Source organism: Aromatoleum bremense, from assembly GCF_017894365.1.
In the GTDB taxonomy this organism is placed as follows: domain Bacteria; phylum Pseudomonadota; class Gammaproteobacteria; order Burkholderiales; family Rhodocyclaceae; genus Aromatoleum; species Aromatoleum bremense.
On sequence record NZ_CP059467.1, the window covers coordinates 4,020,521 to 4,043,678 of the forward strand.

A 23,158-nucleotide genomic window follows, 5' to 3' on the forward strand; every position below is an offset into this window, starting at 1 on the left:
GTACTCAGGTCGTGCTGTCGCGTTGCATGACGGGTGCCGTCAGGATCGCGTAGAGCGGGGTGTTGATGTAGTAGTTGGTGCGCCCGATCCTGCGCTTTTCGAGTAGCCCGTCCGCCGCCAGCGTGTCGAGATACTTGGTGGCGGTCAGCCGCGACACCTTGAGATCGTTCTGCAGGAACTCGATCTTGGTGTACGGGTGGGTGAACAGATTGTTGATGAGATCCTGGCTATAGAAGCGGTAGTTCGAGCGGATGCGGTGCTTGACGTCGAGCAGCGTCGTCCGGATCGCGTGGATGGTGGCGATGGTCTCGGCCGCGGTTTCCTCAACCGCGGTGAGCATGTACATGACCCACTCCTCCCAGCTGTCGCGATCCCGCACCTCCTGCAGCAGCCGGTAGTAGTCCGGCTTGGTGCGGACGATGTAGCGACTCAGGTAGAGCACCGGAATGTCGAGCAGCCCCTGCTTGACGAGATACAGGACGTTGACGATCCGCCCGGTGCGGCCGTTGCCGTCGTAGAAGGGGTGGATGCTTTCGAACTGATGGTGGATCAGCGCCATCTTGATCAGGGGGTCGGCATCGAACGCAGCCTCGTCGTTGATGAAGCGCTCGAGGTCGTCCATCAAGCCGGTAATGTGCTCGGGGTGCTGCGGCGGGGTATAGACAACCTCACCCATGCCGTTCTTGAGCGCGGTTCCGGGCAGCTTGCGGAACCCGGCATGGTTGCACTCGAGCTCGGCCTGAACCTGCAGGATGTGGTTGTTGGTCAGCAGGCCGGTCTCACGCACCAGCTGGTAGCCCTGCCACAGTGCCTGGCGGTAACGCAGGACTTCCTTGGTTGCCGGCGATGCGCCATCGTCTGCAGCGGCCTCGTCCTTGAACAACTCGTCATGCGTGGTGACGATGTTTTCGATCGCGGAGCTATCCTTGGCTTCCTGGATGCCGAGGGTGTTGATCAGGATGCCCTGGTGGGGGATGGTCGCTGCGACGCCCTTCAGTTCGGCCAGTTGACGGCTGGCTGTGGCGAGCTTCTTGAGAATGGCGGGGGTATCGAAGCGACCCGGGACGAGCGCCTGGAGCGGTGCGAGATCGATCATCGTTGCAGCCCCGTACACTGGACGTATATAGGAAAAGCCGGATTCCTATATACGTCGTTCTCGACTTGTATAGAAAGGCGCAGTTCTCGATACACGTCGCGCCAGGAGGCCCCGGAGATTCGGCACACGCTCCGACTATTGGCAGCGCTCATTGGACAGCCTCGCCGGCGACTGCGTCGATCATCCGCTCGAATTCCGCCTCCACCTTCTTGGCGAAGTCGTCCTGCATCTGCCAAACGTCGGTGAACTCGGCGAAAGCCCAGCGGCCGTACTTGGTAAGGTTGTTCACGCCGGGCACCCAATAGGTGTCCATGGTGGCCTTCTTCTCCTTGGCGTCCTCGCGGCGGTAGCCCTTGATCTCGACGACGAGGTGCAGCGGGTCGCTCATTTGGCCGCTCTCGCCGCTACCGTCGTCGACGAGGACGACGAAGTCCGGCAGGTACTTGCGCGTTTCGGAGCCGTAACGGTAGGGCACCTCGAGGCCGAGATTGTGGTTCTTGACGTAGGCCAGCACCTTCGGGTGCGCCTCGGCGACGCGACAGAATTCGGCCTCCCAGTCGCTGTCGAGGATCACCCAGTTGAGGTGGCTGCGGCGCGGGTCGGTTTGCCAGCGCTCGGTCTTCGAGGTATTGAAGCTGACGTGCGCGGTGGAGCCGGTGGGGTTGTAGGGGTCGAGCACGGCCTTGATCGGGCGCTCGCCTTCTAGCGCGCGGGTGATACCGGCGGTGATGCGCTCGCAGGCCATGTCGGCGAGTTCCTGGTACATGAGCTGGGCAGGGTAAGTCCCGCCCTTGCACTCCAGGCAGGCGTCGAGCCATTGCTTGGTGATGCGCTTCAACTGGCCGAAGAGGTGGAGCTTGGGCTCCTCGCCGTGATCGCGCCACTTGTTGTAGAGCAGGCGCTTGGTGAGGTGCATCAGCAAGGTGGAATGACGCATGTCGCCGAGGTGTTCCACCGAGAGCACGACGCTCTCGCCGATGATGCCGCGGTTCTCGTTCTGGGTGGGGCCAACCAGGTCGGGGGTGAGCACCATCACCGAGTCATCGTTGAAGACGGCAGTGAGGCGTTCTTCGGGGAGTTCGACGCGATAACCTTGGACGCGCGGAAAGCGGATTTCGAGCGCATCGCGATCCGGTCGCATCGCCTTAACATGAACAGTTTCGCGCGGCGGCTGTGGTGGCGCAACGACCGGCTTGGCGGTGAAATCGAAGGGGATGCCGAGCACGTCGGCGTACTCGGTGTTGAAGAAACCCTCTTCGTTGAGATCGTAGGACTGGCGGCGCAGTGCGCGGCCGATGACCTGCTCACACAGCAACTGGGTGCCGAAGGCGCGCACACCCAGCACGTGGGTGACGGTGTTGGCGTCCCAGCCTTCGGTAAGCATCGACACCGACACTACGCAGCGGATGGATTCGCCGAGTCGCCCTTCCTTGCCAACGGTGTTCATGACCTCGCGCAGCAAGTCCTGGTCGGTGATGTTCTCGGCGCGCTGACGGTCGCCGGTGCGCTTGATGATCTCGCGGCGGAAGCGCTCGATCTCGTCGGTGGCCATCTCGCGAAAGTTCTTGTCCAGCGCTTCGCCGGATTCGAGTTGTTCGCTGTCGATCAGCAGGGTGCGCGGGCGGGCCAGCGGATTGCCGTGCTCGTCGAAGTTGCGGAACAGCGGCAGACGGCCGTTCTCCGGCGTTGCCGAACCGTCATCGTTCTCCCGCATGAAGCCGGAGATGTAGTCGTACACCAGCTTGGAGGTTGAAGTGTTGTTGCAGACGACGATGAAGCAGGGCGGCACGCGGATGCCCGCTTTCTCCCAAAGCTCGTAGGTCTTCTGGTAGTGGCCGTAGAGGGCTTCGAGCGCGGTCTGCAGTTCCACCGGCAGGCTGAGCGGGTCGAGCGTCTTGGCCTTGCCGCGGCCCTTCTTCGGCATGCGGCTGCGGATGTGTTCCCACAGGTTGCGAAACTTGGGCATTTCGCCGCCGGGAATGTTGTCGGCGACCGGCACGCGCGGCAGCTTGACGATGCCACACTCGATCGCGTCCATCAGCGAAAAGTCGCTCATGGTCCAGGGGAACAGGGTGCCCTCGGCATAGCCGGAACCGCGCAGGAAAAACGGCGTGGCGGAGAGATCCATTACCCGGGCAATGCCGAGCTTGCGCTTGACCGCTTCGAGGCCCGAGATCCACAGGCGGGCGGCCTCGTTATTGTGTTCGGCTTCCTTCTTCTCGTCGCCCTTCAGGTCGTCGCCACCGAGGGTGTCGGCCTTCTCGCGATAACAATGGTGGGCTTCGTCATTGATGACCATGACGTTCTTCATGCCCATCAGTTCGGGTATGACGCGCTGGAGCATCTGCCCTTCGGTTTCGAGTGTGTCAAGGGGCGCACCGTCGCGGCCCTGCAGCAGCAGCCGGCCACCCTTCGACAACGGCATGCGCTCGCGCAGCTTGAAGGCGTGGTAGTTGGTAATGACGATCCGGGCGCGATCCAGTTCGCCCAGCATGTCGCTGGGCAGAAGCTCGCGACTGGCGTAGTAGCTGTCGGGGTCGTTGGGCTGCAACACGCGCAGGCGGTCGCGGATGGTCAATCCCGGGGCAACGAGCAGGAAACCGCGGGTGAAGCGGCGGCTGTTGGGATAGCGGACGGCATTGATGGTTTGCCAGGCAATAAGCATGGCCATCACCGTGGTCTTCCCTGCGCCGGTGGCGAGCTTGAGCGCGAGGCGCATCAGCTCGGGGTTGGCTTCGGCGTTGGCGTTGGCGAGGTGATCGAGGAAACGTTGCCCGTTCTTGCCGATCTGCGGGGCGACCTCGGTCAGCCAGATGGCGGTTTCGACGGCCTCGATCTGGCAGAAAAAAGGGCGGATACCGCTGAAGGGGTGATGCCGCCAGTGTTGGAGGAGGCGAGCCGTCTCGGGGGTGACGCGCCAATCACTGGGATTGGGTAGCTGGCGCCACTTGTCGACTTCCGCACGCACTGCGTTGATCGTGGCAGTGTGGTCGTATTGCTGAGCTTCGGAGGAAAGCCCCTTGCCCTCGTCGAACAGCAGCGCCGCCTGCTGACCGCCTTTTTGCTTACGGGGCTTGGGTATCGGCGTGATGAACTCGGCCCGGCGCCGGCTTTCGACGATTCGTTGGGTCGGCTGCCCCTGCTCGTCCAACTCCCAGTGGCTTGCCGGATAGCCGTAGGGCGAGTTGAGGATGGGATGTTCGAAGAATGGATTATTCATGCGCGCTTGCGGTCATCCGTTCGCAGGTTTCTACCTCGCGAGACACATTTACGGGGATCTCGCGATCGTTGCGGAATGGAATACCAGCGTCCGCTTCGTTCAGCGCCAGCAATTATGCCAATGTTTATCGCGTACCCCCGAAATTCCCTTACCCGTTCATGCGCCTCGTATCCTCCGGCCACAAGAAGCAGGGGCCGAACTTCGAACTCATCCGAAACTCCGGCACGCCATCAGGATGAATCGCTCACCCGTCCGACATCATTTTTTTGTGGAAACGGGATGAATAGTACATAACCGCAATCGAGTTTGAACGGCACAAAGTCACGGCGGGGCGGACTGGCTGGGGCGCCGGCGGGCCGCCAGTGCCGCCTTTCTTGACGTCACTCAAGTACTTGTCCGCTTGGCCGAGTATCTTGCTCACCACATCCCGCCCTGCCCGTCCTGTCACCCCGAGAATGGCCAAGAAATTCCCGCTGCATCCCAAACATCCCGAACGCATCTGCTGGGGGTGCGACAAGTATTGCCCGACGGATTCGCTTGCGTGTGGGAACGGCTCCGGGCGGACGATGCACCCGGCGGAGATGCTCGGCGACGACTGGTACACCTACGGCGACTGGGACCTGGAGCCCGCCGAGGAAGCGAAGAAGCCGGAGGACAGCTCGTCCTGATAGCCGGGTAGCCGCCAGAAGGTTTCCGGCACGATGCCCAGATCGGCCGTCGCCGGGGGGCGCTTCGGATTGAAGGGTTCGTCGTCGCTGCCGGTCCACGACGGCATGACCAGCGTGCCGTCGGGGCCGAGGCCGGTCAGCCGGCGCGGTTCAGCGCCTCATCGAGGTAGCGGACGGTGCGCTCGACGTCGTGCAGCTTGTCCAGGCCGAAGAGGCCGATGCGGAACGTGCGGAAGTCCGCCGGTTCGTCGCACTGCAGCGGCACCCCGGCGGCGATCTGCAGGCCCTGTGCGGATAATGCCCGGCCGGACTGCATTTCCCCGTCGTCGGTGTAGCTGACCACCACGCCGGGCGCCTGGAACCCTTCGGCGGCGACGCTCCTGAAACCTTTGCGGGTCAGCAGCGCACGCACGCTGTCGCCCAGTTCCTGCTGTTCGCGGCGCACCTTGTCGAAGCCGTAGTCGCGGGTCTCCTTCATCACGTCGCGAAGCGTCGTCAGCGCGTCGGTCGGCATCGTGGCGTGATACATGTGGCCGCCGTTCTCGTAGGCTTCCATGATCTGCAGCCACTTGCGCAGGTCGCACGCAAAGCTGGTGCTCGTGGTGGTCTCGATTTTCGCGCGGGCGCCTTCGCCCAGCATCACGAGCGCGCAGCACGGCGAACCGCTCCAGCCTTTCTGCGGCGCGCTGATCAGGATGTCGATGCCAGTGGCCTGCATATCCACCCAGATCGTGCCGGACGCGATGCAGTCGAGCACGAACAGGCCGCCGACCGAATGAACCGCGTCGGCGACCGCCCGCAGGTAGGCGTCGGGCAGCATCATGCCGCTGGAGGTCTCGACGTGCGGGGCGAAGACGACGTCGGGCTTCTGCTCCCGTATCGTCCGGACGACTTCCTCGACCGGAGCCGGTGCGAACGCGGCCTGCGGCCCGTCCTCGACGGGGCGCGCCTTCAGGACGATCGATTCGGCGGGGATGTTCCCCATGTCGAAGATCTGCGTCCAGCGATAACTGAACCAGCCGTTGCGGATGACGAGGCACTTGCGGCCGGTGGCGAACTGACGGGCGACGGCTTCCATGCCGAAGGTGCCGCTGCCGGGGACGACGATCGCGGACTTCGCGTTGTAGACTTCCTTGAGCATGCGCGAGATGTCGTTCATGACACCCTGGAAGGCCCGCGACATGTGATTGAGCGAGCGGTCGGTATAGACCACCGAATATTCGAGCAACCCGTCCGGGTCGGGATGGCGCAACAAGCCTGGCACAGTGAGCTCCTGCAAGAGAAACGGAAAGGACGGGGCGAGGATACCCGGACTAACTGCCGCGGACCATCCCCTGCCGGCGGCTACGGGGGGCACGGGCTGTTGGCGATGCGTGGCGGGCGGGCGAAGTCCCGCGGCGAGGGGTCTCGCCGCCGGTGACGAAGGCATTCACGTTCCGCTGTCGGCGTCGATCTGGACGATGCCGCGTACGACGCGGACCGCGAAAGTCGCGACCGGCTCGTAAGCGGGGGGCGACAGCGCCGCGCCGGTCCGCAGCGAGAAGTGCGCGCCGTGGCGCGGGCAGATGACCTCATCGCCTTCGACGACGCCCCACGACAGGTTCTCGTCCTCGTGGCTGCAGCGGTCCTCGAGCGCGTGGAACTGCCCGCCGGCATTAAACACCGCGATCTGCCGGCCGTCATCGAGCATGACCACCCGGGCGGAACCTTCCGGGAAATCGTCGACCGCGGCGACGTCGAGCCAGAGTGCCATGTCGCGTTTGCGCTCAAAGTAGCCCGAGTTCGAAAAGCGCGATCTCGCTCATCAATTCGCGCGACCACGGCGGATCCCAGACGAGTTCGACATGCGCTTCCTGCACCCCTTCGACGGCCTTCACCGCCTCCTCGACGGTGCCGGGAAAAGTCGCCGCGACCGGGCAGCCCGGCGCGGTCAGCGTCATGCGGATGTCGACCCTGCCGCTCGCGTCGTCGATATCGAGGCCGTAGATCAGCCCCAGATCGTAGATGTTGACCGGGATTTCCGGGTCGTACACGGTGCGCAGCGCAGCGATGACATCGGTGCGCAGTTCTTCGCCCGGCGCGCTGCCCTCGCCTGCCGTCTGCTTTTTATCCTGGTGCAGCCAGTCGAACACGCTCATATATCACGCCTCCGTCGACACCGGCTGCGTGTCGCCGCGCAGCGCCGCCTGCAGCGTGTGCCAGGCAAGGGTCGCGCATTTGACCCGCATCGGGAACTCCGCGACGCCGCCGAGCACTTCGAGCTTGCCCAGCGCAGGCCCGCCCTGCTCCGCGGCATGGCCGGTCACGAGCGCATGGAAGGTGTCGAACATTGCCGCCGCCTGCGCTGGCGTCTTGCCTTTCAGCGTTTCGCTCATCAGCGACGCCGACGCGATCGAAATCGCACACCCGGCGCCTTCGAAATGCACGTCCTCGATGACGCCGTCGCGCGTTTTCAGGTGCAGCGTGATCCTGTCGCCGCACAGCGGGTTGAAGCCTTCCGCGTGCCGGTCAGCGTCCGGCAGCGGACCGAAATTGCGCGGCCGCCGGCCGTGATCGAGGATCACTTCCTGGTACAGGTCGCGCAGCTCACCCATCGAACACCTCCCGCACGCGGCGCAAGGCGGCAAACAGCGCATCGACCTCGTCGTGCGTGTTGTACATCGCGAACGACGCGCGCACCGTCGCCGGCAGGCCGAAGCGCTCCATCAGCGGCATCGCGCAGTGGTGCCCGGTGCGGACGGCGACCCCTTCGTGGTCGAGGATCGTGCCGACGTCGTGCGCATGGATGTCGTCGAACACGAACGACAGGATCGCGGCCTTGTTGCGTGCGGTGCCGACGAGGCGCAGGCCCGGCATCGCGCGCGCCTGCCGGGTGGCGTGCTCGAGCAGCGCGTGTTCGTGCGCGGCGATCGCGGCGATTCCCGTTTCCTCGACGTAGCGGATCGCCGCGCCGAGCGCGATCGCGCCGGCGATGTCCGGCGTGCCCGCTTCGAACTTGTACGGCAGCTCGTTGTACGTCGTGCCCGCGAAGCTCACCTGCCGGATCATGTCGCCCCCGCCCTGCCACGGCGGCATCGCGTCGAGCAGCGCAGCCTTGCCGTACAGCACGCCGATGCCGGTCGGCCCATAGAGCTTGTGCGCCGAGAACGCGTAGAAGTCGCAGTCGAGCGCCTGCACGTCGACCGCGACATGCGGCACCGCCTGCGCGCCGTCGAGCAGCACCGGCACGCCGCGCGCGTGCGCCATGTCGATGAGCTCGAGCACCGGGTTGATCGTGCCGAGCGCGTTCGACACATGCGACAGCGCGACGATCCGCGTGCGGTTCCCGAGCAGATGCTCGAACTCCGCGACGAGCAGTTCACCCTCGTCATTGACGGGCGCGACTTTCAGCACCGCGCCGCTCCGCTCGCAGGCGAGTTGCCACGGCACGATGTTCGAGTGGTGTTCCATTGCGGTGATGAGGATCTCGTCGCCCGGGCGGAAACGTCCGCCGAAACTGTTCGCGACGAGGTTGATCGCTTCGGTCGTGCCGCGCACGAAGACGATCTCCTCGCGCCGCGCGGCGTTCACGAAGCGCTGCACCGTGTCGCGCGCGGCCTCGAAAGCGTCGGTCGCCTCCTGGCTCAGGCGATGCACGCCGCGGTGCACGTTCGCGTTGAGTTGGGCGTAGTAATGCGCCTGTGCGTCGATCACGCAACGCGGTTTCTGGCTCGTCGCCGCGTTATCGAGATAGACGAGCGGCTTGCCATTGACCTCGCGGGCGAGGATCGGGAAGTCGGCGCGCAGCCGGGCGACGTCGAGCGGCGGGGCGATCCCGCCCGCAGCGGGTGCCGCGACACGCAGCGCGTTCAACTCGTTGGCAGAAGTTCGCATTCCAGTTCCCCCATGTCCTCAGGCAGTTGTCCGGGCAGGAGCGTGGACAGCCGCGCCCGCAGCCCGGCGTGAGTAATATCACGAAGCACGTCGGCCGCGAACGCGTGAATCAGCAATCCGCGCGCCGTCGCCGCGTCGAGGCCGCGTGCGCGCAGGTAGTGCAGCCGGTCGGCGTCGAGCTGTCCGACGGTCGCGCCATGCGCGCATTGGACGTCGTCGGCCCAGATTTCCAGTTGCGGCTTGGTATCGACCTCGGCGCCATCCGACAACAGCAGGTTGTGGTTCGACTGCTGCGCGTCGGTGCGCTGGGCGCCGGGGCGCACGATGACGCGGCCGTTGAAGACCGCGCGCGACGCGTCGTCGAGCACGCCCTTGTAGAGCTCGCGGCTCGTGCCGCGCGGGCGGGCGTGATCGATGCAGGTGTGGTGATCGTGATGCTGGCGTGCGCTGCCGACATACAGCCCGGCGAGCTTCGCGTTGCAGCCTTCGCCGTCGAGCCGGGTCGCGATGTCGTTGCGCGCGAGCTGGCCGCCGAACGCGAACGAATGCGACGCGAAGCGACTGTCCGCCGCCTGGATGGTGTGGATGCCGGCAATATGGAAACCCCGCCGGCTCTCCTGTTGCACTTTCGCATGCGTGACGCGCGCACCCGCGCCGGCGTCGATCCGGGTGAGCGCGTCGGTGAGGTAGACCGCGTCGTCGCTGCCCGCGTAATGCTCGATCACCGTTGCTTCGGCGCCCGCCCCTGCGCGCACGACGGTACGCGGGAAGCTCGCGAGATCCATGCGGGTGGCGACGAACAGCAGGTGGACCGGCGCGTCGACCGCAACGCCGGGCGCAAGGTCGATATACGCGCCGTCCGTCCAGAACGCCGCATTCAGCGCCGCAAAACCGTTCGCCTCGGCCTCCGGATCGGTGTCGAGAAGCTCTGCCGCGACCTCCGGGCGAGTCGCGACCAGTTCCGCGAGGCTGCCGACGTCGGCACCACGCGGCAGCGAGGCGACATGCGACAGCCCCGGCGCGTAGCGGCCATCGACGAACACCAGGCGGTGCGTGCCGTCGAGCGCGTGACGCGCGAGTTCGCGCTCGGCGACGCCATTGCCGAGGCCTGAAAACCGCGTGCCGTCGGCCACGACGTCGAACAGCCGCCGCTCGAGCGCCGACAGGTTCGTGTATTTCCAGTCTTCCTCGCGGGTCGTCGGCAGGCCGAGTTCGGCGAAGCGCTCGATCGCCGCGTCGCGCAGGCGCTGCAGCCAGGGCAGCGACGCGCCCGGAAGCCGCGCCCGGTGCGCGGCGAACCGGCCGAGATAGTGCTCGCGCGCGCCGGTCGTCATGGCCGGGCTCCTGCGGCCGTCTCCAGCGCTTTCGCCTCGACCCAGCCGTAGCCGCGCCGTTCCAGTTCGAGCGCGAGCTCCGCTCCGCCGGACAGCGCGATGCGCCCATGCGCCAGCACGTGTACGCGGTCCGGCCGGATATGGTCGAGCAAACGCTGGTAATGCGTCACGAGGATCATCGCGCGCTCGGGGCTGCGCATCGCATTGACGCCGTTCGCGACGACTTTCAGCGCGTCGATGTCGAGCCCGGAGTCGGTCTCGTCGAGGATCGCCAGCCGCGGCTCGAGCACCGCCATCTGCAGGATCTCGTTGCGCTTCTTCTCGCCGCCGGAGAAACCTTCATTCACCGCGCGGTACAGCAGGCTCTCGTCCATCTGCATCAGGCGCAGCTTCGCTTTGACCAGCGCGAGGAAATCCATCGCATCGAGCTCCGCTTCGCCGCGGTGCTTGCGCGCGGCGTTGAGTGCCGCCTTCAGCAGATAGATGTTCGCGACGCCGGGAATCTCGACCGGGTACTGGAACGCGAGGAAGATCCCTTCGCGGGCGCGCGTCTCGGGTGGCAGATCGAGCAGGTTCGCGCCGCGGTAAAGGACCTCGCCCGCGGTCACGATGTAGCCGTCGCGTCCGGCGAGCACGTGCGCGAGCGTGCTCTTGCCCGAGCCGTTCGGACCCATGATCGCGTGCACTTCGCCCGCCTGCACGCTGAGGTCGAGGCCGCGCAGGATCGGCCGCTTTGTCGTCCCCTCGTCCACCGTCACGTGCAGGTTGCGGATCTCCAGCATTTCTCACTCCTTCACCCGATGCTGCCTTCGAGGCTCACGCCGAGGAGCTTCTGCGCTTCCACCGCGAACTCCATCGGCAGTTCCTTGAACACTTCCCTGCAGAAACCGGAAACGATGAGCGACACCGCGTCCTCGGCGCTGACGCCGCGGCTCTGGCAGTAGAACAGCTGGTCCTCGCCGATGCGCGAGGTCGAGGCTTCATGCTCGACGCGCGCGGTCGCGTTCTTCACCTCGATGTACGGAAAAGTGTGCGCCGCGCAGCGGTCGCCGAGCAGCAGCGAGTCGCACTGCGTGTAGTTGCGCGCGTTCGCCGCGCTCTTCGCGACCTTCACGAGGCCGCGATACGCGTTGCTGCCGTGGCCGGCCGAAATGCCTTTCGACAGGATCGTGCTCTTCGTGTTGCGGCCGAGGTGGATCATCTTCGTGCCGGTGTCGGCCTGCTGCCAGTGGTTCGTCAGCGCCACCGAATGGAATTCGCCGACCGAGTTGTCGCCTTGCAGGATCACGCTCGGGTACTTCCACGTGATCGCCGAGCCGGTCTCGACCTGCGTCCACGAGATCTTCGAGTTCGCCTCGCGGCAGTCGCCGCGCTTGGTGACGAAGTTGTAGATGCCGCCCTTGCCTTCCCTGTCGCCGGGATACCAGTTCTGCACCGTCGAATACTTGATCTGCGCGCCTTCGAGCGCGATCAGCTCGACGACCGCCGCGTGCAGCTGGTTCTCGTCGCGCATCGGCGCGGTGCAGCCTTCGAGGTAGCTCACGTACGCGCCGCGGTCGGCGATGATCAGCGTGCGTTCGAACTGCCCGGTGTTCTTCGCGTTGATGCGGAAATACGTCGACAGCTCCATCGGGCAGCGCACGCCCGGCGGGATGTAGCAGAACGAACCGTCCGAGAACACCGCCGAATTGAGCGTCGCGAAGAAGTTGTCGGTGTAGGGCACGACCGAGCCGAGATACTGCCGCACGAGCTCCGGGTGGTGCTGCACCGCTTCCGAGAACGAGCAGAAGATGATGCCCAGCTCGCCGAGCTTTTCCTTGAATGTCGTCGCGACCGAGACGCTGTCGAACACCGCATCCACCGCGACGCCCGCGAGGAGTTCGCGCTCCTCCAGCGGCACGCCGAGTTTCTCGTAGGTGCGCAGCAGCTCCGGATCGACCTCCGCGAGGCTCTTCGGCCCGTCCGTCCTCGACTTCGGCGCTGAGTAATAGACGATGGCCTGGTAGTCGATCGGCGGGTGGTGCACCGCCGCCCAGCGGGGTTCGGTCATCGTCAGCCAGTGGCGAAAGGCTTTGAGCCGCCAGTCGAGCATGAAATCCGGCTCGTTCTTCTTCGCCGAGATCAGGCGGATCACGTCTTCCGACAGTCCGGCCGGCGCGCTGTCGACTTCCATCGGCGTGTAGAAGCCATGCCGGTAGTCCTGACTGATCAGTTCATCGAGTTGAAACGCCTGATTGCCCATCTTTCCACCCCGCTTCATGCCGGTGCTTCGAAGGCGGACCGCACCTCGCGCCCGCGCGAGGCCGGATCGGGACGGACGCCGGCTGCGCGAACGCCGCGAGCCTCACCCCTTCGACGGCGCGGCAGCCGCTGAAATTCCCATCATCGTCGCCTGCGAGCCGTCCGCCCGCTGGCCGAAAGTGCGGTGGAATCATGGACAACGCCGCGAAAATCCAGTACGACTATCCGCGCGTGCCCCGGATCGAATATTTGCGGCAAGCGCGGCCAGGCCCGCCTGTCGTCATCGCGGTGAGGTGCAAGCCGGCGATTCGCAAGCGTCTTGCGCACTGCACGGCCCCTCGTCCGTTCAAGGAGAATCGCCACCATGCCGGAAGTTCCGCCGCTCGACCCGCAAATCCTCTACACCCGATGCGACCCTCGCCTGTTCGATTTCGAGACGACCGAAAATTTGCCGGAACCCGACGAGGTCTTCGGGCAGGCCCGCGCAGTCGATGCCGTGCAACTCGCCATCGAGATCGATGCGCCCGGCTACAACCTGTTTGTGCTGGGCGAGCCAGGCAGCAACCGGCATGGCGCGGTCCGCCGCATTCTCGAAGCCCATGCGGCCACCCGTCCGTCGCCGGGCGACTGGTGCTACACCAACAACTTCGCCGAGCCGAACCGGCCGCACGCACTGCAGTTGCCCGCCGGCCGGGGCGTGCAACTGCGTGACGACATGCAGCGCTTCGTCTCGGAGCTCGGCCAGGCGATCGGCGCAGGTTTCGACAGCGAGGAATACCGCGCGCGCGTCGAGGCAATCCAGGAGGAATTCAAGAAACGCGAAGAGCTCGCATTGAGCGAACTCGGCGACGCTGCCCTCGCCGAGAGCGTCGCCTTTGTGCGAACTCCTCAGGGCTTTGCGTTCCTGCCGATGAAGGACAAGGACACACTCGATCCCGAAGCTTTCGCGAACCTGCCCGACGACGAGCGCGAGCGCCTCGGCCATTCGATCGAAGCACTGCGGGAACGCCTGCACAAGCTCCTGCAACAATTTCCGCGCTGGCGCCGGGAGATGCAGGTGCAGGTTCGCGAGGCCAGCCGCGAAACGCTGAAACTCGCGGTGGGACACCTGATCGAGGAGATCAAGGAGCACTATCCTGACCTCCCCGCGGTGCAGTCGTTTCTCGACGACGTGCTGTGCGACGTTGTCGAAGTCGGCCAGGAGCTACGCGAGCAGGCGGCGAAAAGCGGCGATGCCGCGGCGTCCGAGGGCGGCATTTCGGCGCAACGCTACCAGGTGAACCTGATCGTCGACCAGGACGCGCGTCCTTTTGCACCGCTGGTGTTCGAGGATCACCCGACCTATCCGAACCTCGTCGGCCGTATCGACCAGTTCGCGCACATGGGCATGCTGGTGACGAACTTCACGCTGATCAAGCCGGGTGCGCTGCACCGCGCCAATGGCGGTTACCTGATGCTCGACGCGGAAAAAGTGCTGATCCAGCCCTACGCGTGGGAAGGCCTGAAGCGTGCGCTGAAGTCGCGCCGGATCCGCATCGAATCACTCGCCCAGGTATTGGGCTGGGTCGGCGCCCTGCCCCTCGAGCCGGACCCGATCCCGTTGTCGGTCAAGCTGGTCCTGTTCGGTGAGCGCCGGCATTATTACCTGCTGAAGGCACTCGATGCGGAGTTCGCCGAGCTGTTCAAGATCGCCGCGGACTTCGAGGACACGGTCGAACGCAATGTCGACAACACGCAGCGCTATAGCCGGATGCTCGGGGCGCTCGTGCGACGTCAGGGCCTGAAGCCGCTCGCATGCGGCGGCGTGGCGCGGCTGGTCGAATATGGTTCCCGTCTCGCCGGCGACGCCGGAAAGTTGTCGACCCGGACACGCGATCTCGCCGACCTGCTGCAGGAAGCCGACCACTACGCCGGCAAGGCGGGCCGGCAGACGGTGCTGCGTGACGACGTGGAAGCGGCGCTGGCCGCGCGGGTGCGCCGCGCCGACCGGCTGCGGGACTCGGTCTACGACGCCGTACTGCGGGAAACGGTATTGATCTCGACGAGCGGCAGCCACGCCGGGCAGATCAATGGACTGGCGGTGATCGATCTCGGTGATTTCAGGTTTGCGCGCCCGATGCGCGTCACCGCGACGGCCCGGGTGGGCGACGGCGATGTCATCGACATCGAACGCAAGGCCGAACTGGGCGGCTCGCTGCACTCGAAGGGCGTGATGATCCTGTCGGCGTTCCTCGCAGCGCGCTATTCACGCAACGCGCCGCTGTCGCTGTCGGCGAGTCTGGTGTTCGAGCAGTCCTACGGCCCGGTCGAAGGCGACAGCGCGTCGCTCGCCGAACTGTGTGCGCTGCTCTCCGCCCTTTCGGGCGTACCGATCAGGCAGTCCCTGGCTGTGACCGGGTCGGTGAATCAGCACGGCAAGGTGCAGGCGATCGGCGGTGTGAACGAGAAGATCGAAGGGTTTTTCGACATCTGCAAGGCGCGCGGCCTGAGCGGCGAGCAGGGAGTCCTGATCCCGCAGGCCAACGTGAAGCACCTGATGCTGCGCGCCGACGTCGTCGAGGCCGCCGCGGCCGGCCGCTTCGGCGTCTACGCGGTCGCGGACCTCGATGAGGCGATCGGCCTGCTGACCGGCATCCCGGCAGGCGTGGCGGATGCAGCGGGCGCATATCCGCAAGGATCGGTCAATCACCGCATCGAAGCGCGGCTCGCACAGTTCTGTGCACTGCGCGAAGAGTTCGGTGCCGGCGACCGCCGGCGCAAGGGCAGCAACGCCACGCGATCGCGCGGGCAGGAGTCGGGTGGCGGTCTACAGTAAGAGCGTCACCCACCGGGAGGCTTGCCATGCAGGGCACGGACGTATCGATCGACTTGAAGGCAGGCGATGCGCTGGTACTGGTCGACGTTCAGCGGGATTTCCTTCCCGGCGGCAGCCTTGCGGTGCCCGGCGGCGATGAAGTCGTACCGCCGTTGAATCGGCTGATCGCCGGTTTCGTGCGCCGTGGCCTCGCGGTCATCGCCACGCGCGACTGGCATCCGGCCGGCCACTGCTCGTTCCGCGACCGCGGCGGCCCTTGGCCCCCGCACTGTGTTGCCGACAGCCCCGGAGCCGCTTTCCCGCCGGAGCTGGCGCTGCCCGCCTCGGCCGCCATCGTGTCCAAGGCCACCGCCGCAGACGCCGATGCGTATTCCGGTTTCGACCGCACCGACCTCGACGAACGCCTGCGCGCCGCGGGCGTGCAGCGCCTCTTCGTCGGTGGGCTGGCGACCGACTACTGCGTGCTCAACACCGTCAGGGACGGGCTCGCAAAGGGATACGCGGTGATGTTGCTGACCGACGCGATCCGTGCCGTCGAGGCTGCGCCCGGGGACGGCGCGAAGGCGATTGCGCAGATGCTGCGGCTCGGCGCCCTTCCTGTCGCGAGCGGCGCTGTGGCCGTTTGATGCCATGACCGATCTGCCTCCCGCGCCCGCCCTGTTGACCGATCTCTATCAGCTGACGATGCTGCAGGCCTATTTCGACGGCGGCATGACGCAGACCGCGGCGTTCGAGTTCTTTGTCCGCAAGCTGCCCCCGCAGCGCAATTTCCTCATCGCGGCCGGCCTCGAGCAGGTGCTCGACTACCTCGAAACGCTGCGCTTTTCCGACGCCGAACTCGAGTGGCTTGCCGCCTGCGGCCGCTTCCGGCAGGAGTTCATCGACCGGCTCGCGGCGCTGCGCTTCACCGGCGACGTCGACGCGATGGCCGAAGGCACGGTGTTCTTCGCCGACGAGCCGATCCTGCGCGTGACCGCCCCGCTGCCGCAGGCGCAGCTCGTCGAAACGCGGATCATCAATCTGCTGCAGTACCAGAGCATGGTCGCGTCGAAGGCGGTGCGCTGCGCGATCGCCGCCGGAGGCCGGCTGCTCGTCGACTTCGGGCTGCGTCGCGCGCATGGCGCCGAAGCCGGGCTGCTGTCGGCGCGCGCGAGCTACCTCGCCGGTTTCAGCGGCACCGCGACGGTGCTCGCCGGCGTCAAATGGGACGTTCCGCTGTACGGCACGATGGCCCATTCCTTCATCCAGGCGCACGAGGATGAAGTGTCCGCATTCGAACATTTCGCGCGCTCGCAGCCACGCGCGAACACGATGCTGATCGACACTTACGACACCGAGGCGGCGGCCCGCCAGCTCGTGGCGTTGGCCCAACGGCTGCGGCCGGATGGCATTGCGATCCAGGCGGTGCGCATCGACAGCGGAGACCTCGCGGAACTGGCACGGCGCGTGCGCGTGATTCTCGATGCCGGCGGACTGGACGGCGTACGGATCTTCGTCAGCGGCAATCTCGACGAGCATGCGGTGCGCGACCTCGTCGCCGCGCAGGCGCCGATCGACGGCTTTGGCGTCGGCACGCGGATGAACACCTCGGCCGATTACCCGTATCTCGACTGCGCCTACAAACTGCAGGAATACGCGGGGCAGCCACGACGCAAGCGCTCCGAAGGCAAGGCCACGTGGCCGGGACGCAAGCAGGTCTACCGCAGCCATGACGCGCAGGACCGTTTCAGCGGCGATCTGCTGACCACCGTGGATGAGCCCGCTTCCGGCGAACCGTTGTTGCGGCCGATGATGCGCGCGGGCAGCCGGCTGGAGGCGGCGCCTGCGCTGGCCGCATTGCGCCGGCACGCCGCCGCCCAGGTCGCGGCGCTGCCCGACGCGCTGCGCGGGCTCGATCCGGCAGCGCCCTATCCGGTCACAGTGGCCGACCGGCTGCGTGCCCTTGCCGACGCCGTCGACCGGCGGGTGCGCCGTGGGCAACAGGGATCGGCATCCCCCGCTCCCGACGCACCGGATCACCCCTGACGGGCGAGTCGCAAGCCGGTCCACGTAACCAACAACCGGAGCCACGAACATGAGCCTGAATCTGAGTTCCACGGCGTTTCCCCACGGCGGCGCCATTCCGGCCACCTACACTTGCGACGGGCGGGACGTGTCTCCGCCCCTGGGCTGGTCCGGCATCCCCGAAAACACTCGCAGCCTGGCGCTGATCGTCGATGACCCCGATGCGCCGGATCCGGCCGCCCCCCAGCGGACGTGGGTGCATTGGGTGCTGTACAACCTCCCGCCGACAACGGCCGGCCTGCCCGAAGCCGTCGCCATGGCCGATCTGCCGCCCGGCACGCGCGAAGGGACGAACGACTGGAAGCGCACCGGCTACGGCGGCCCTTGCCCGCCGATCGGCCGGCACCGCTACTTCCACAAGCTCTACGCCCTCGACGTCGTCCTCGCCGCCCTCGGCGCACCGACGAAGGCCGGCTTGGAACACGCCATGCAGGGCCACATTCTTGCCCAGGCGGAACTTGTCGGAACGTACCAGCGGCCGTGAGCCTGGGCGAAGGCCGCGGGCCATGCCGTGCAGGCGAATTCAAAATCGAGGCGACCGGAACTCGCCTTCGGCCGGCCAGTCGCATGAAGACGCGAGCTGTGGCCCTGCCGGAGGGTTGGATATACCGCGCCCCGATTTCCGTCGCGGCCGGCGCGCTCGGCCGCACGCGGCGGCGGAGCGCGTCGTTCGGGCGATTTCCACCACAGGAGGTATCCCGATGAACAAACACAAAATCGCCGCCGGTCTGCTGGTTCTCGCCGCCGGGTTGTGGGGCGGCGCCGCAACGGCGCAGGAAGCGGGTCCGGCACTCGACGTGCGGGAGTTCGAGGGGGTGCGCTACATGACCGGCGGCGTCGGCGAGGAGGAGCGCAACCAGCTTCTCGCGTCCGCGCAGGACTTCAGCATGAAACTCGTTTTCGCCGAAAAATCAGGCGATTATCTCGCTGACATCAACGTCGCGATCGCCGATTCGGCGGGCCGCAAGGTTCTCGAAGCGAGAGCCGACGGTCCGCTCATGCTGGCGCAACTGCCTCCCGGCAACTACCGCGTCACGGCGATGGCGAACGGACGCGAGCAAACCCGGAACGCCAGCGTTGCGCGCACCGGACAGCAATCGCTGACCTTCTACTGGTAGCCCGGACGATGCCGGCGCGCGCCCGGGCGGGCACGTGCCGTCGTCAGGACTTGCAGACTTCCTCGAGGACGCGGCGCACGCGCACCATCGCATCCTGCAGTACCACTTCGATGCTGTCGAAGAGGATGCCCCTCTCGCTCGCGCCGCGCCCGGCGGCGTAGTTCGCGATGACATTGATCGCGGCATAGGGCAGGCTGATTTCGCGCGCGAGCGCGGCTTCGGGCATCCCGGTCATGCCGACCAGTTCGGCACCATCGCGCTCGAGCCGGTTGACCTCCGCCGCCGTCTCGAGGCGCGGCCCCTGCGTCGCGGCGTACACGCCGCCATTGACGATGTGTTCCCCCGTCGCCATGCCCGCGGCGAGAATCCGCTGGCGCAACGGCTCGTCGTACGGATGGGTGAAATCGATGTGATGCACCCCCTCGTCGCCACCCTCGAAGAACGTGCTCTTGCGTCCCCACGTGTAGTCGATGATCTGGTGAGGCACGACCAGTGCGCCGGGGCCGAAATCGTCGCGGATGCCGCCGACCGAGGCCACCGAGATGACGCCGGTCGCCTTGACATGCTTCAGCGCCCACAGGTTTGCGCGGTAATTGACCAGATGCGGCGGGATCGTGTGTCCATAGCCGTGGCGCGCGAGAAAGACCACCGGCCGCTCGCGCAAGCGGCCGAACGTCAGCGCTCCGGACGGTTCTCCGTAAGGGGTGCGTACCACTTCGCGGCGGGCGATCTCGAGCGTCGAAAGCTGCGTGAGTCCGCTACCGCCAATGATTGCGAGCATCGGGTCGGTCTCCAGAAAAACGGCGCCGATTCTAGCATGAGCCCTGCCGCCCCCTCGCTCGCGCCCCGCACGAAAAGGGTGAAGGGCGCGATGCTGCAATGCGGCGTCCGTGCTAAAATTAAAAACTTTTCAAAGACTTCTGGACCCAAATGTCCCGCTCCATCCGCAACATCGCCATCATCGCCCACGTCGACCACGGCAAGACCACGCTCGTCGACCAGCTCCTGCGCCAGTCCGGCACCTTCCGCGAGAACCAGCAGGTTTCCGAACGGGTGATGGATTCGAACGATCTGGAGAAGGAGCGCGGCATCACGATCCTGTCGAAGAACTGCGCAATCCAGTACGGCGACACCCACATCAACATCGTCGACACCCCGGGACACGCCGACTTCGGCGGCGAGGTCGAGCGCGTGCTGTCGATGGTCGATGGCGTGCTGCTACTGGTCGACGCGGTCGAGGGCCCGATGCCGCAGACGCGCTTCGTCACGCGCAAGGCGCTCGCGCTGGGCCTGAAGCCGATCGTCGTCATCAACAAGATCGACCGCCCGGGCAGCCGCCCGGACTGGGTCATCAACCACACGTTCGATCTCTTCGACAAGCTCGGCGCGACCGAAGAGCAGCTCGATTTCCCCGTGGTGTATGCGTCGGCGCTCAACGGCTACGCGATGCTCGACGCGAACCAGCCCGGGACCGACATGACCCCGCTGTACGAAGCGATCCTCGAGCACGTGCCCCAGCCCGAAGTCGATTCCGACGGCCCGCTGCAGCTGCAGGTCTGTTCGCTCGACTATTCGACGTATATCGGCCAGCTCGGCATCGGCCGCATCAAGCGCGGCCGCATCCGTCCGAACCAGGAAGTCGTCGTGATGTACGGCGACGAGAACCGCGGCCGCGCCAAGATCGGCCAGGTGCTGACCTTCAAGGGCCTCGAGCGCACCCAGGCCGAATCGGCCGAAGCCGGCGACATCGTGCTGGTGTCGGGCGTCGATCAGGTCAATATCGGCGTCACGCTGTGCGATCCCGAGAAACTCGACGGCATGAAGCCGATCGCGGTCGATGAACCGACGCTGACGATGAACTTCATGGTCAACTCGTCGCCGCTGGCCGGGCGCGAAGGCAAGTTCGTCACGAGCCGCCAGATCCGCGAGCGGCTCGAACGCGAACTGCTGAAGAACGTCGCGCTGCGCGTCGAATACACCAACGACTCGGACGTGTTCCTGGTTTCGGGCCGCGGCGAACTGCATCTGACCATCCTGCTCGAGAACATGCGCCGCGAAGGCTTCGAACTCGCGGTCGGCCGTCCGCGCGTGGTGTTCCGCGAGATCGACGGCGTCAAGTGCGAGCCGTATGAAATGCTCACCGTCGACGTCGAGGAAGACCACCAGGGCGGCGTGATGGAAGAACTCGGCCGGCGCCGTGGCGAGCTGCAGGACATGCAGTCCGACGGCAAGGGCCGTGCCCGCCTCGAATACCGCATCCCCGCCCGCGGCCTGATCGGCTTCCAGGGCGAGTTCCTGACGCTGACGCGCGGCACCGGCCTCGCGAGCCATGTCTTCGACGACTACGGTCCGATGGCGGGGCCGATGGGCGAGCGGCGCAACGGCGTGCTGATCTCGCAGGACAACGGCCACGCGGTCGCCTACGCGCTGTGGAAGCTGCAGGATCGCGGCCGGATGTTCCTCACGCACAACGACCCGGTGTACGAAGGCATCATCATCGGTATCCATTCGCGCGACAATGATCTCGTCGTCAATCCGATCAAGGGCAAGCAGCTCACCAACGTGCGCTCTTCGGGCACCGACGAAGCCGTGCGCCTGATCCCGCCGATCCAGCTGACGCTCGAGTCCGCGATCGAATTCATCGCCGACGACGAACTCGTCGAGATCACGCCGAAGTCGATCCGGCTGCGCAAGCGTTACCTGACCGAGAACGAGCGCAAGCGCGCGGCGAAGGCCGACAACGCCTGATCGATCGGCCTCGCGCATGAGGATCGCGAAGGGGAGGCACCGGCGGGTGCCTCCCCTTCGTTCTTTCAGCCTTCGCCCGACTCGCCTGCCGATGCACCCATCGGCCGGAACCGCCGCCCCGTCAGGCCAGCAGGCGCAACAGGAACAACGAGAGGCCCGGGAACAGCACGAGAATGACGATGCGCGCGAGATCCGACGCAAGAAACGGCATTACCCCGCGGAAGATCGTCGCCATCGGGATATCCCGCGCCACCCCGCTGATGATGTAGACATTCATCCCGACCGGTGGCGTGATCAGGCCGATCTCCATCACCACCAGCGCCACCATGCCGAACCAGATGGCCTTGTCTTCGAGCCCGAGGCCCCAATAGTCCAGGCCGAGCACGATGGGCAGGAAGATCGGCACGGTCAGCAGGATCATCGACAGGCTGTCCATCACACAACCGAGCAGCATGTAGATGATGATGATCACCATCAGCACGGTGAAGGGACCAAAGCCCATGCCCTGCACCCATGCAGCCGCCTCGGCCGGCATCTGGCTCACGGCCATGAAGGAGTTGAGCATATCGGCCCCGAGCAGGATCAGGAACATCATGCCCGTCCCCGTGGCCGTGCCGTAGAAGCATTGGATCAACCCCTGGCCCTTCAGCCCGCCCGACTTCCATGCCGTGACACCGGTGGCAAGCACGCCGATCGATGCGGCTTCGGTGGGCGTGAACAGCCCGCCGTAAATGCCGCCGATCACCACCACGAAGATCAGCAGCACCGGCCAGGTGTCGATCACCGTGGAGAGCCGCTCGGCCCAGGTATGCCTGGGCGTGCCTGGTCCGCCCGCCGCCGGGTCGACCCGGGTGACGATCGCGACCACCAGCATGTAGCCCAGCGCCGCGAGGATGCCGGGGATGAAGGCCGCGACGAACAGCTTGGCGATGTTCTGCTCGGCAAGGATCGCATAGATCACCAGCGGCACCGAGGGCGGTATCAGGATGCCGAGGGTGCCGCCCGCGGCGAGCGAGCCGGCGGCGAGACCGGGTTTGTACTGATGACGCTTGAGTTCCGGCAGGACCACGTGCGACATCGTCGCCGCGGTCGCCAGCGAGGAGCCGCAGATCGCGCCGAAACCTGCGCAGGAGGCGATCCCGGCCATCGCCATGCCGCCGCGCCAATGGCCGATGAAGGCATTGGCGGCGCGGAACAGCGCACGCGACAGGCCGCCGTGGGTGGCGAACTGGCCCATCAACAGGAAGAGCGGCACGACCGACAGGTCGTACAGCGAGAAGCGGCCGTAAGGCGCGTTCTTCAGGTAGGCGAGCAGCGGGTCCCAGCCCGACACCCAGATGTAGCCGATGGCACCGGTGAGAAACATCGCGATGCCGATCTGCACCCGCAGCGCCAGCATGGCCATCATCGCCGCGCCCATGGTCAGGCCGATTGCCGTTCCGGTCATGATTGGTGCTCCTCCCGGGCGAGTTCGTGCACGAAGCTCTGGAGTGCGGCGATGCCGAGCAACACGAATGAGGGCGAAACCGGGATATAGCCCCACCATACCGGCAGCGCGATCACCATCGACGTTTCACCGTATTCGCGCATTTCCAGCATGCCCTCCCAGATCCGCCACGCGAGGAAAAAGGCCGAGCCCGACAACAGCAGCGCCGCGACCGCATCGAGAAAGCGCTTGATCGCCGCAGGCGCCCACAGGGTGAAGAAATCGACGAACACATGCCCTTTCTTCAACTGGCAATACGGCAGGCACATCGCAATCCCCATTGCCGACAGCATCTGCACCAGCTCGTAGTCGCCCGGCACCGGCAGGTTGAACAATGCCCGCCCGAGCACGCTGGCGACCGACATGACCGCCTCGACGATGAACAAGGCACCGCCGAGTATCGCGATGGCTCGGCATGCCAATTCGACGGCCTTGGCGACCGGCCCGATGGCGACAGCCACCGGATGAACCATGGACTGCGCCATGAGCGCCTCT

20 protein-coding genes are annotated in these 23,158 nt (G+C 65.9%); 7 read left to right on the top strand and 13 right to left on the bottom strand.

Annotated features, from left to right (window positions below; translation table 11 throughout):
* Window positions 1-4 precede the first annotated feature (4 nt).
* Both pbN1_RS18960 and pbN1_RS18965 read right to left on the bottom strand, forming a co-directional pair.
* Window positions 5-1,096, bottom strand: coding sequence for a Fic family protein (locus pbN1_RS18960; protein WP_169203369.1), 1,092 nt, complete (start codon window positions 1,094-1,096; stop codon window positions 5-7).
* 148 nt (window positions 1,097-1,244) lie between these two features.
* Window positions 1,245-4,316, bottom strand: a complete 3,072-nt coding sequence (locus pbN1_RS18965; RefSeq protein ID WP_169203368.1) for a BPTD_3080 family restriction endonuclease — start codon at window positions 4,314-4,316, stop codon at window positions 1,245-1,247.
* A gap of 455 nt (window positions 4,317-4,771) precedes the next feature.
* On the opposite strand from pbN1_RS18965, the gene pbN1_RS18970 reads away from it, so the two are divergent.
* Window positions 4,772-4,984: a DUF3079 domain-containing protein gene (locus pbN1_RS18970; protein WP_169203367.1), complete on the top strand. Its 213-nt coding sequence runs from the start codon at window positions 4,772-4,774 to the stop codon at window positions 4,982-4,984.
* Window positions 4,985-5,120: 136 nt separating this feature from the next.
* Here the strand turns inward: pbN1_RS18970 and pbN1_RS18980 are convergent, their stop codons facing one another.
* The 8 genes from pbN1_RS18980 to sufB all read right to left on the bottom strand — a co-directional run bounded on the left by pbN1_RS18980 (window position 5,121) and on the right by sufB (window position 12,433).
* Window positions 5,121-6,248, bottom strand: coding sequence for an aminotransferase class V-fold PLP-dependent enzyme (locus tag pbN1_RS18980; protein ID WP_169203365.1), 1,128 nt, complete (start codon window positions 6,246-6,248; stop codon window positions 5,121-5,123).
* Between the two features lie 165 nt (window positions 6,249-6,413).
* Window positions 6,414-6,737, bottom strand: a complete 324-nt coding sequence (locus pbN1_RS18985) for a Rieske (2Fe-2S) protein (RefSeq protein WP_169203364.1) — start codon at window positions 6,735-6,737, stop codon at window positions 6,414-6,416.
* Between the two features lie 13 nt (window positions 6,738-6,750).
* The gene (locus tag pbN1_RS18990) at window positions 6,751-7,122 is read right to left on the bottom strand and encodes an SUF system Fe-S cluster assembly protein (RefSeq protein WP_169203363.1); all 372 of its coding nucleotides are present in this window, start codon (window positions 7,120-7,122) and stop codon (window positions 6,751-6,753) included.
* Window positions 7,123-7,125: 3 nt separating this feature from the next.
* Complete coding sequence (gene sufU / locus pbN1_RS18995; protein WP_169203362.1) at window positions 7,126-7,578, bottom strand: Fe-S cluster assembly sulfur transfer protein SufU; 453 nt, start codon at window positions 7,576-7,578, stop codon at window positions 7,126-7,128.
* Window positions 7,571-8,857 (bottom strand): cysteine desulfurase, encoded by a 1,287-nt coding sequence (locus pbN1_RS19000; protein WP_244857032.1) that lies wholly within the window; start codon window positions 8,855-8,857, stop codon window positions 7,571-7,573. The genes sufU and pbN1_RS19000 overlap by 8 nt, the downstream gene beginning before the upstream one ends.
* A complete protein-coding gene (gene sufD, locus pbN1_RS19005; RefSeq protein ID WP_169203361.1) occupies window positions 8,833-10,191 on the bottom strand; it encodes a Fe-S cluster assembly protein SufD in 1,359 nt (452 codons plus the stop codon). The genes pbN1_RS19000 and sufD overlap by 25 nt, the downstream gene beginning before the upstream one ends.
* Window positions 10,188-10,973, bottom strand: a complete 786-nt coding sequence (sufC, locus tag pbN1_RS19010) for a Fe-S cluster assembly ATPase SufC (protein ID WP_169203360.1) — start codon at window positions 10,971-10,973, stop codon at window positions 10,188-10,190. The genes sufD and sufC overlap by 4 nt, the downstream gene beginning before the upstream one ends.
* Before the next feature lie 11 nt (window positions 10,974-10,984).
* A complete protein-coding gene (gene sufB, locus pbN1_RS19015) occupies window positions 10,985-12,433 on the bottom strand; it encodes a Fe-S cluster assembly protein SufB (protein WP_169203372.1) in 1,449 nt (482 codons plus the stop codon).
* Window positions 12,434-12,796: 363 nt separating this feature from the next.
* Here sufB and pbN1_RS19020 point away from each other — a divergent pair, with 363 nt between their 5' ends.
* The 5 genes from pbN1_RS19020 to pbN1_RS19040 all read left to right on the top strand — a co-directional run bounded on the left by pbN1_RS19020 (window position 12,797) and on the right by pbN1_RS19040 (window position 18,429).
* Entirely contained in the window at window positions 12,797-15,247 is a 2,451-nt protein-coding gene (locus pbN1_RS19020) for a Lon protease family protein (protein WP_169203359.1), read from the top strand.
* Between the two features lie 26 nt (window positions 15,248-15,273).
* Entirely contained in the window at window positions 15,274-15,873 is a 600-nt protein-coding gene (locus tag pbN1_RS19025; RefSeq protein WP_169203358.1) for an isochorismatase family protein, read from the top strand.
* Between the two features lie 4 nt (window positions 15,874-15,877).
* Window positions 15,878-17,272, top strand: coding sequence for a nicotinate phosphoribosyltransferase (locus tag pbN1_RS19030; protein WP_169203357.1), 1,395 nt, complete (start codon window positions 15,878-15,880; stop codon window positions 17,270-17,272).
* 49 nt (window positions 17,273-17,321) lie between these two features.
* Complete coding sequence (locus tag pbN1_RS19035) at window positions 17,322-17,795, top strand: YbhB/YbcL family Raf kinase inhibitor-like protein (protein ID WP_169203356.1); 474 nt, start codon at window positions 17,322-17,324, stop codon at window positions 17,793-17,795.
* Window positions 17,796-18,012: 217 nt separating this feature from the next.
* Complete coding sequence (locus pbN1_RS19040) at window positions 18,013-18,429, top strand: peptidase associated/transthyretin-like domain-containing protein (RefSeq protein WP_169203355.1); 417 nt, start codon at window positions 18,013-18,015, stop codon at window positions 18,427-18,429.
* 43 nt (window positions 18,430-18,472) lie between these two features.
* On the opposite strand, the gene pbN1_RS19045 is transcribed toward pbN1_RS19040, so the two are convergent.
* Window positions 18,473-19,210 (bottom strand): S-methyl-5'-thioinosine phosphorylase, encoded by a 738-nt coding sequence (locus pbN1_RS19045; protein ID WP_169203354.1) that lies wholly within the window; start codon window positions 19,208-19,210, stop codon window positions 18,473-18,475.
* Between the two features lie 149 nt (window positions 19,211-19,359).
* Between pbN1_RS19045 and typA the strand changes: the two genes are divergently transcribed.
* A complete protein-coding gene (gene typA, locus pbN1_RS19050) occupies window positions 19,360-21,177 on the top strand; it encodes a translational GTPase TypA (protein ID WP_169203353.1) in 1,818 nt (605 codons plus the stop codon).
* Between the two features lie 121 nt (window positions 21,178-21,298).
* Here typA and pbN1_RS19055 read toward each other — a convergent pair whose 3' ends face one another.
* Both pbN1_RS19055 and pbN1_RS19060 read right to left on the bottom strand, forming a co-directional pair.
* Complete coding sequence (locus pbN1_RS19055) at window positions 21,299-22,624, bottom strand: TRAP transporter large permease (protein ID WP_169203352.1); 1,326 nt, start codon at window positions 22,622-22,624, stop codon at window positions 21,299-21,301.
* Entirely contained in the window at window positions 22,621-23,148 is a 528-nt protein-coding gene (locus pbN1_RS19060; protein WP_169203351.1) for a TRAP transporter small permease, read from the bottom strand. Before pbN1_RS19060 ends, pbN1_RS19055 begins: the two co-directional genes overlap by 4 nt.
* Window positions 23,149-23,158 lie beyond the last annotated feature (10 nt).

What these genes read in the sequence shown, in the direction of transcription:
- pbN1_RS18960 (WP_169203369.1), bottom strand. Translation starts at nt 1,096, where the DNA reads ATGATCGATCTCGCACCGCTCCAGGCGCTCGTCCCGGGTCGCTTCGAT.
- pbN1_RS18965 (WP_169203368.1), bottom strand. Translation starts at nt 4,316, where the DNA reads ATGAATAATCCATTCTTCGAACATCCCATCCTCAACTCGCCCTACGGC.
- pbN1_RS18970 (WP_169203367.1), top strand. Translation starts at nt 4,772, where the DNA reads ATGGCCAAGAAATTCCCGCTGCATCCCAAACATCCCGAACGCATCTGC.
- pbN1_RS18985 (WP_169203364.1), bottom strand. Translation starts at nt 6,737, where the DNA reads ATGGCACTCTGGCTCGACGTCGCCGCGGTCGACGATTTCCCGGAAGGT.
- pbN1_RS18990 (WP_169203363.1), bottom strand. Translation starts at nt 7,122, where the DNA reads ATGAGCGTGTTCGACTGGCTGCACCAGGATAAAAAGCAGACGGCAGGC.
- sufU (WP_169203362.1), bottom strand. Translation starts at nt 7,578, where the DNA reads ATGGGTGAGCTGCGCGACCTGTACCAGGAAGTGATCCTCGATCACGGC.
- pbN1_RS19000 (WP_244857032.1), bottom strand. Translation starts at nt 8,857, where the DNA reads ATGCGAACTTCTGCCAACGAGTTGAACGCGCTGCGTGTCGCGGCACCC.
- sufD (WP_169203361.1), bottom strand. Translation starts at nt 10,191, where the DNA reads ATGACGACCGGCGCGCGCGAGCACTATCTCGGCCGGTTCGCCGCGCAC.
- sufC (WP_169203360.1), bottom strand. Translation starts at nt 10,973, where the DNA reads ATGCTGGAGATCCGCAACCTGCACGTGACGGTGGACGAGGGGACGACA.
- sufB (WP_169203372.1), bottom strand. Translation starts at nt 12,433, where the DNA reads ATGGGCAATCAGGCGTTTCAACTCGATGAACTGATCAGTCAGGACTAC.
- pbN1_RS19020 (WP_169203359.1), top strand. Translation starts at nt 12,797, where the DNA reads ATGCCGGAAGTTCCGCCGCTCGACCCGCAAATCCTCTACACCCGATGC.
- pbN1_RS19025 (WP_169203358.1), top strand. Translation starts at nt 15,274, where the DNA reads ATGCAGGGCACGGACGTATCGATCGACTTGAAGGCAGGCGATGCGCTG.
- pbN1_RS19030 (WP_169203357.1), top strand. Translation starts at nt 15,878, where the DNA reads ATGACCGATCTGCCTCCCGCGCCCGCCCTGTTGACCGATCTCTATCAG.
- pbN1_RS19035 (WP_169203356.1), top strand. Translation starts at nt 17,322, where the DNA reads ATGAGCCTGAATCTGAGTTCCACGGCGTTTCCCCACGGCGGCGCCATT.
- pbN1_RS19040 (WP_169203355.1), top strand. Translation starts at nt 18,013, where the DNA reads ATGAACAAACACAAAATCGCCGCCGGTCTGCTGGTTCTCGCCGCCGGG.
- pbN1_RS19045 (WP_169203354.1), bottom strand. Translation starts at nt 19,210, where the DNA reads ATGCTCGCAATCATTGGCGGTAGCGGACTCACGCAGCTTTCGACGCTC.
- typA (WP_169203353.1), top strand. Translation starts at nt 19,360, where the DNA reads ATGTCCCGCTCCATCCGCAACATCGCCATCATCGCCCACGTCGACCAC.
- pbN1_RS19055 (WP_169203352.1), bottom strand. Translation starts at nt 22,624, where the DNA reads ATGACCGGAACGGCAATCGGCCTGACCATGGGCGCGGCGATGATGGCC.
- pbN1_RS19060 (WP_169203351.1), bottom strand. Translation starts at nt 23,148, where the DNA reads ATGGCGCAGTCCATGGTTCATCCGGTGGCTGTCGCCATCGGGCCGGTC.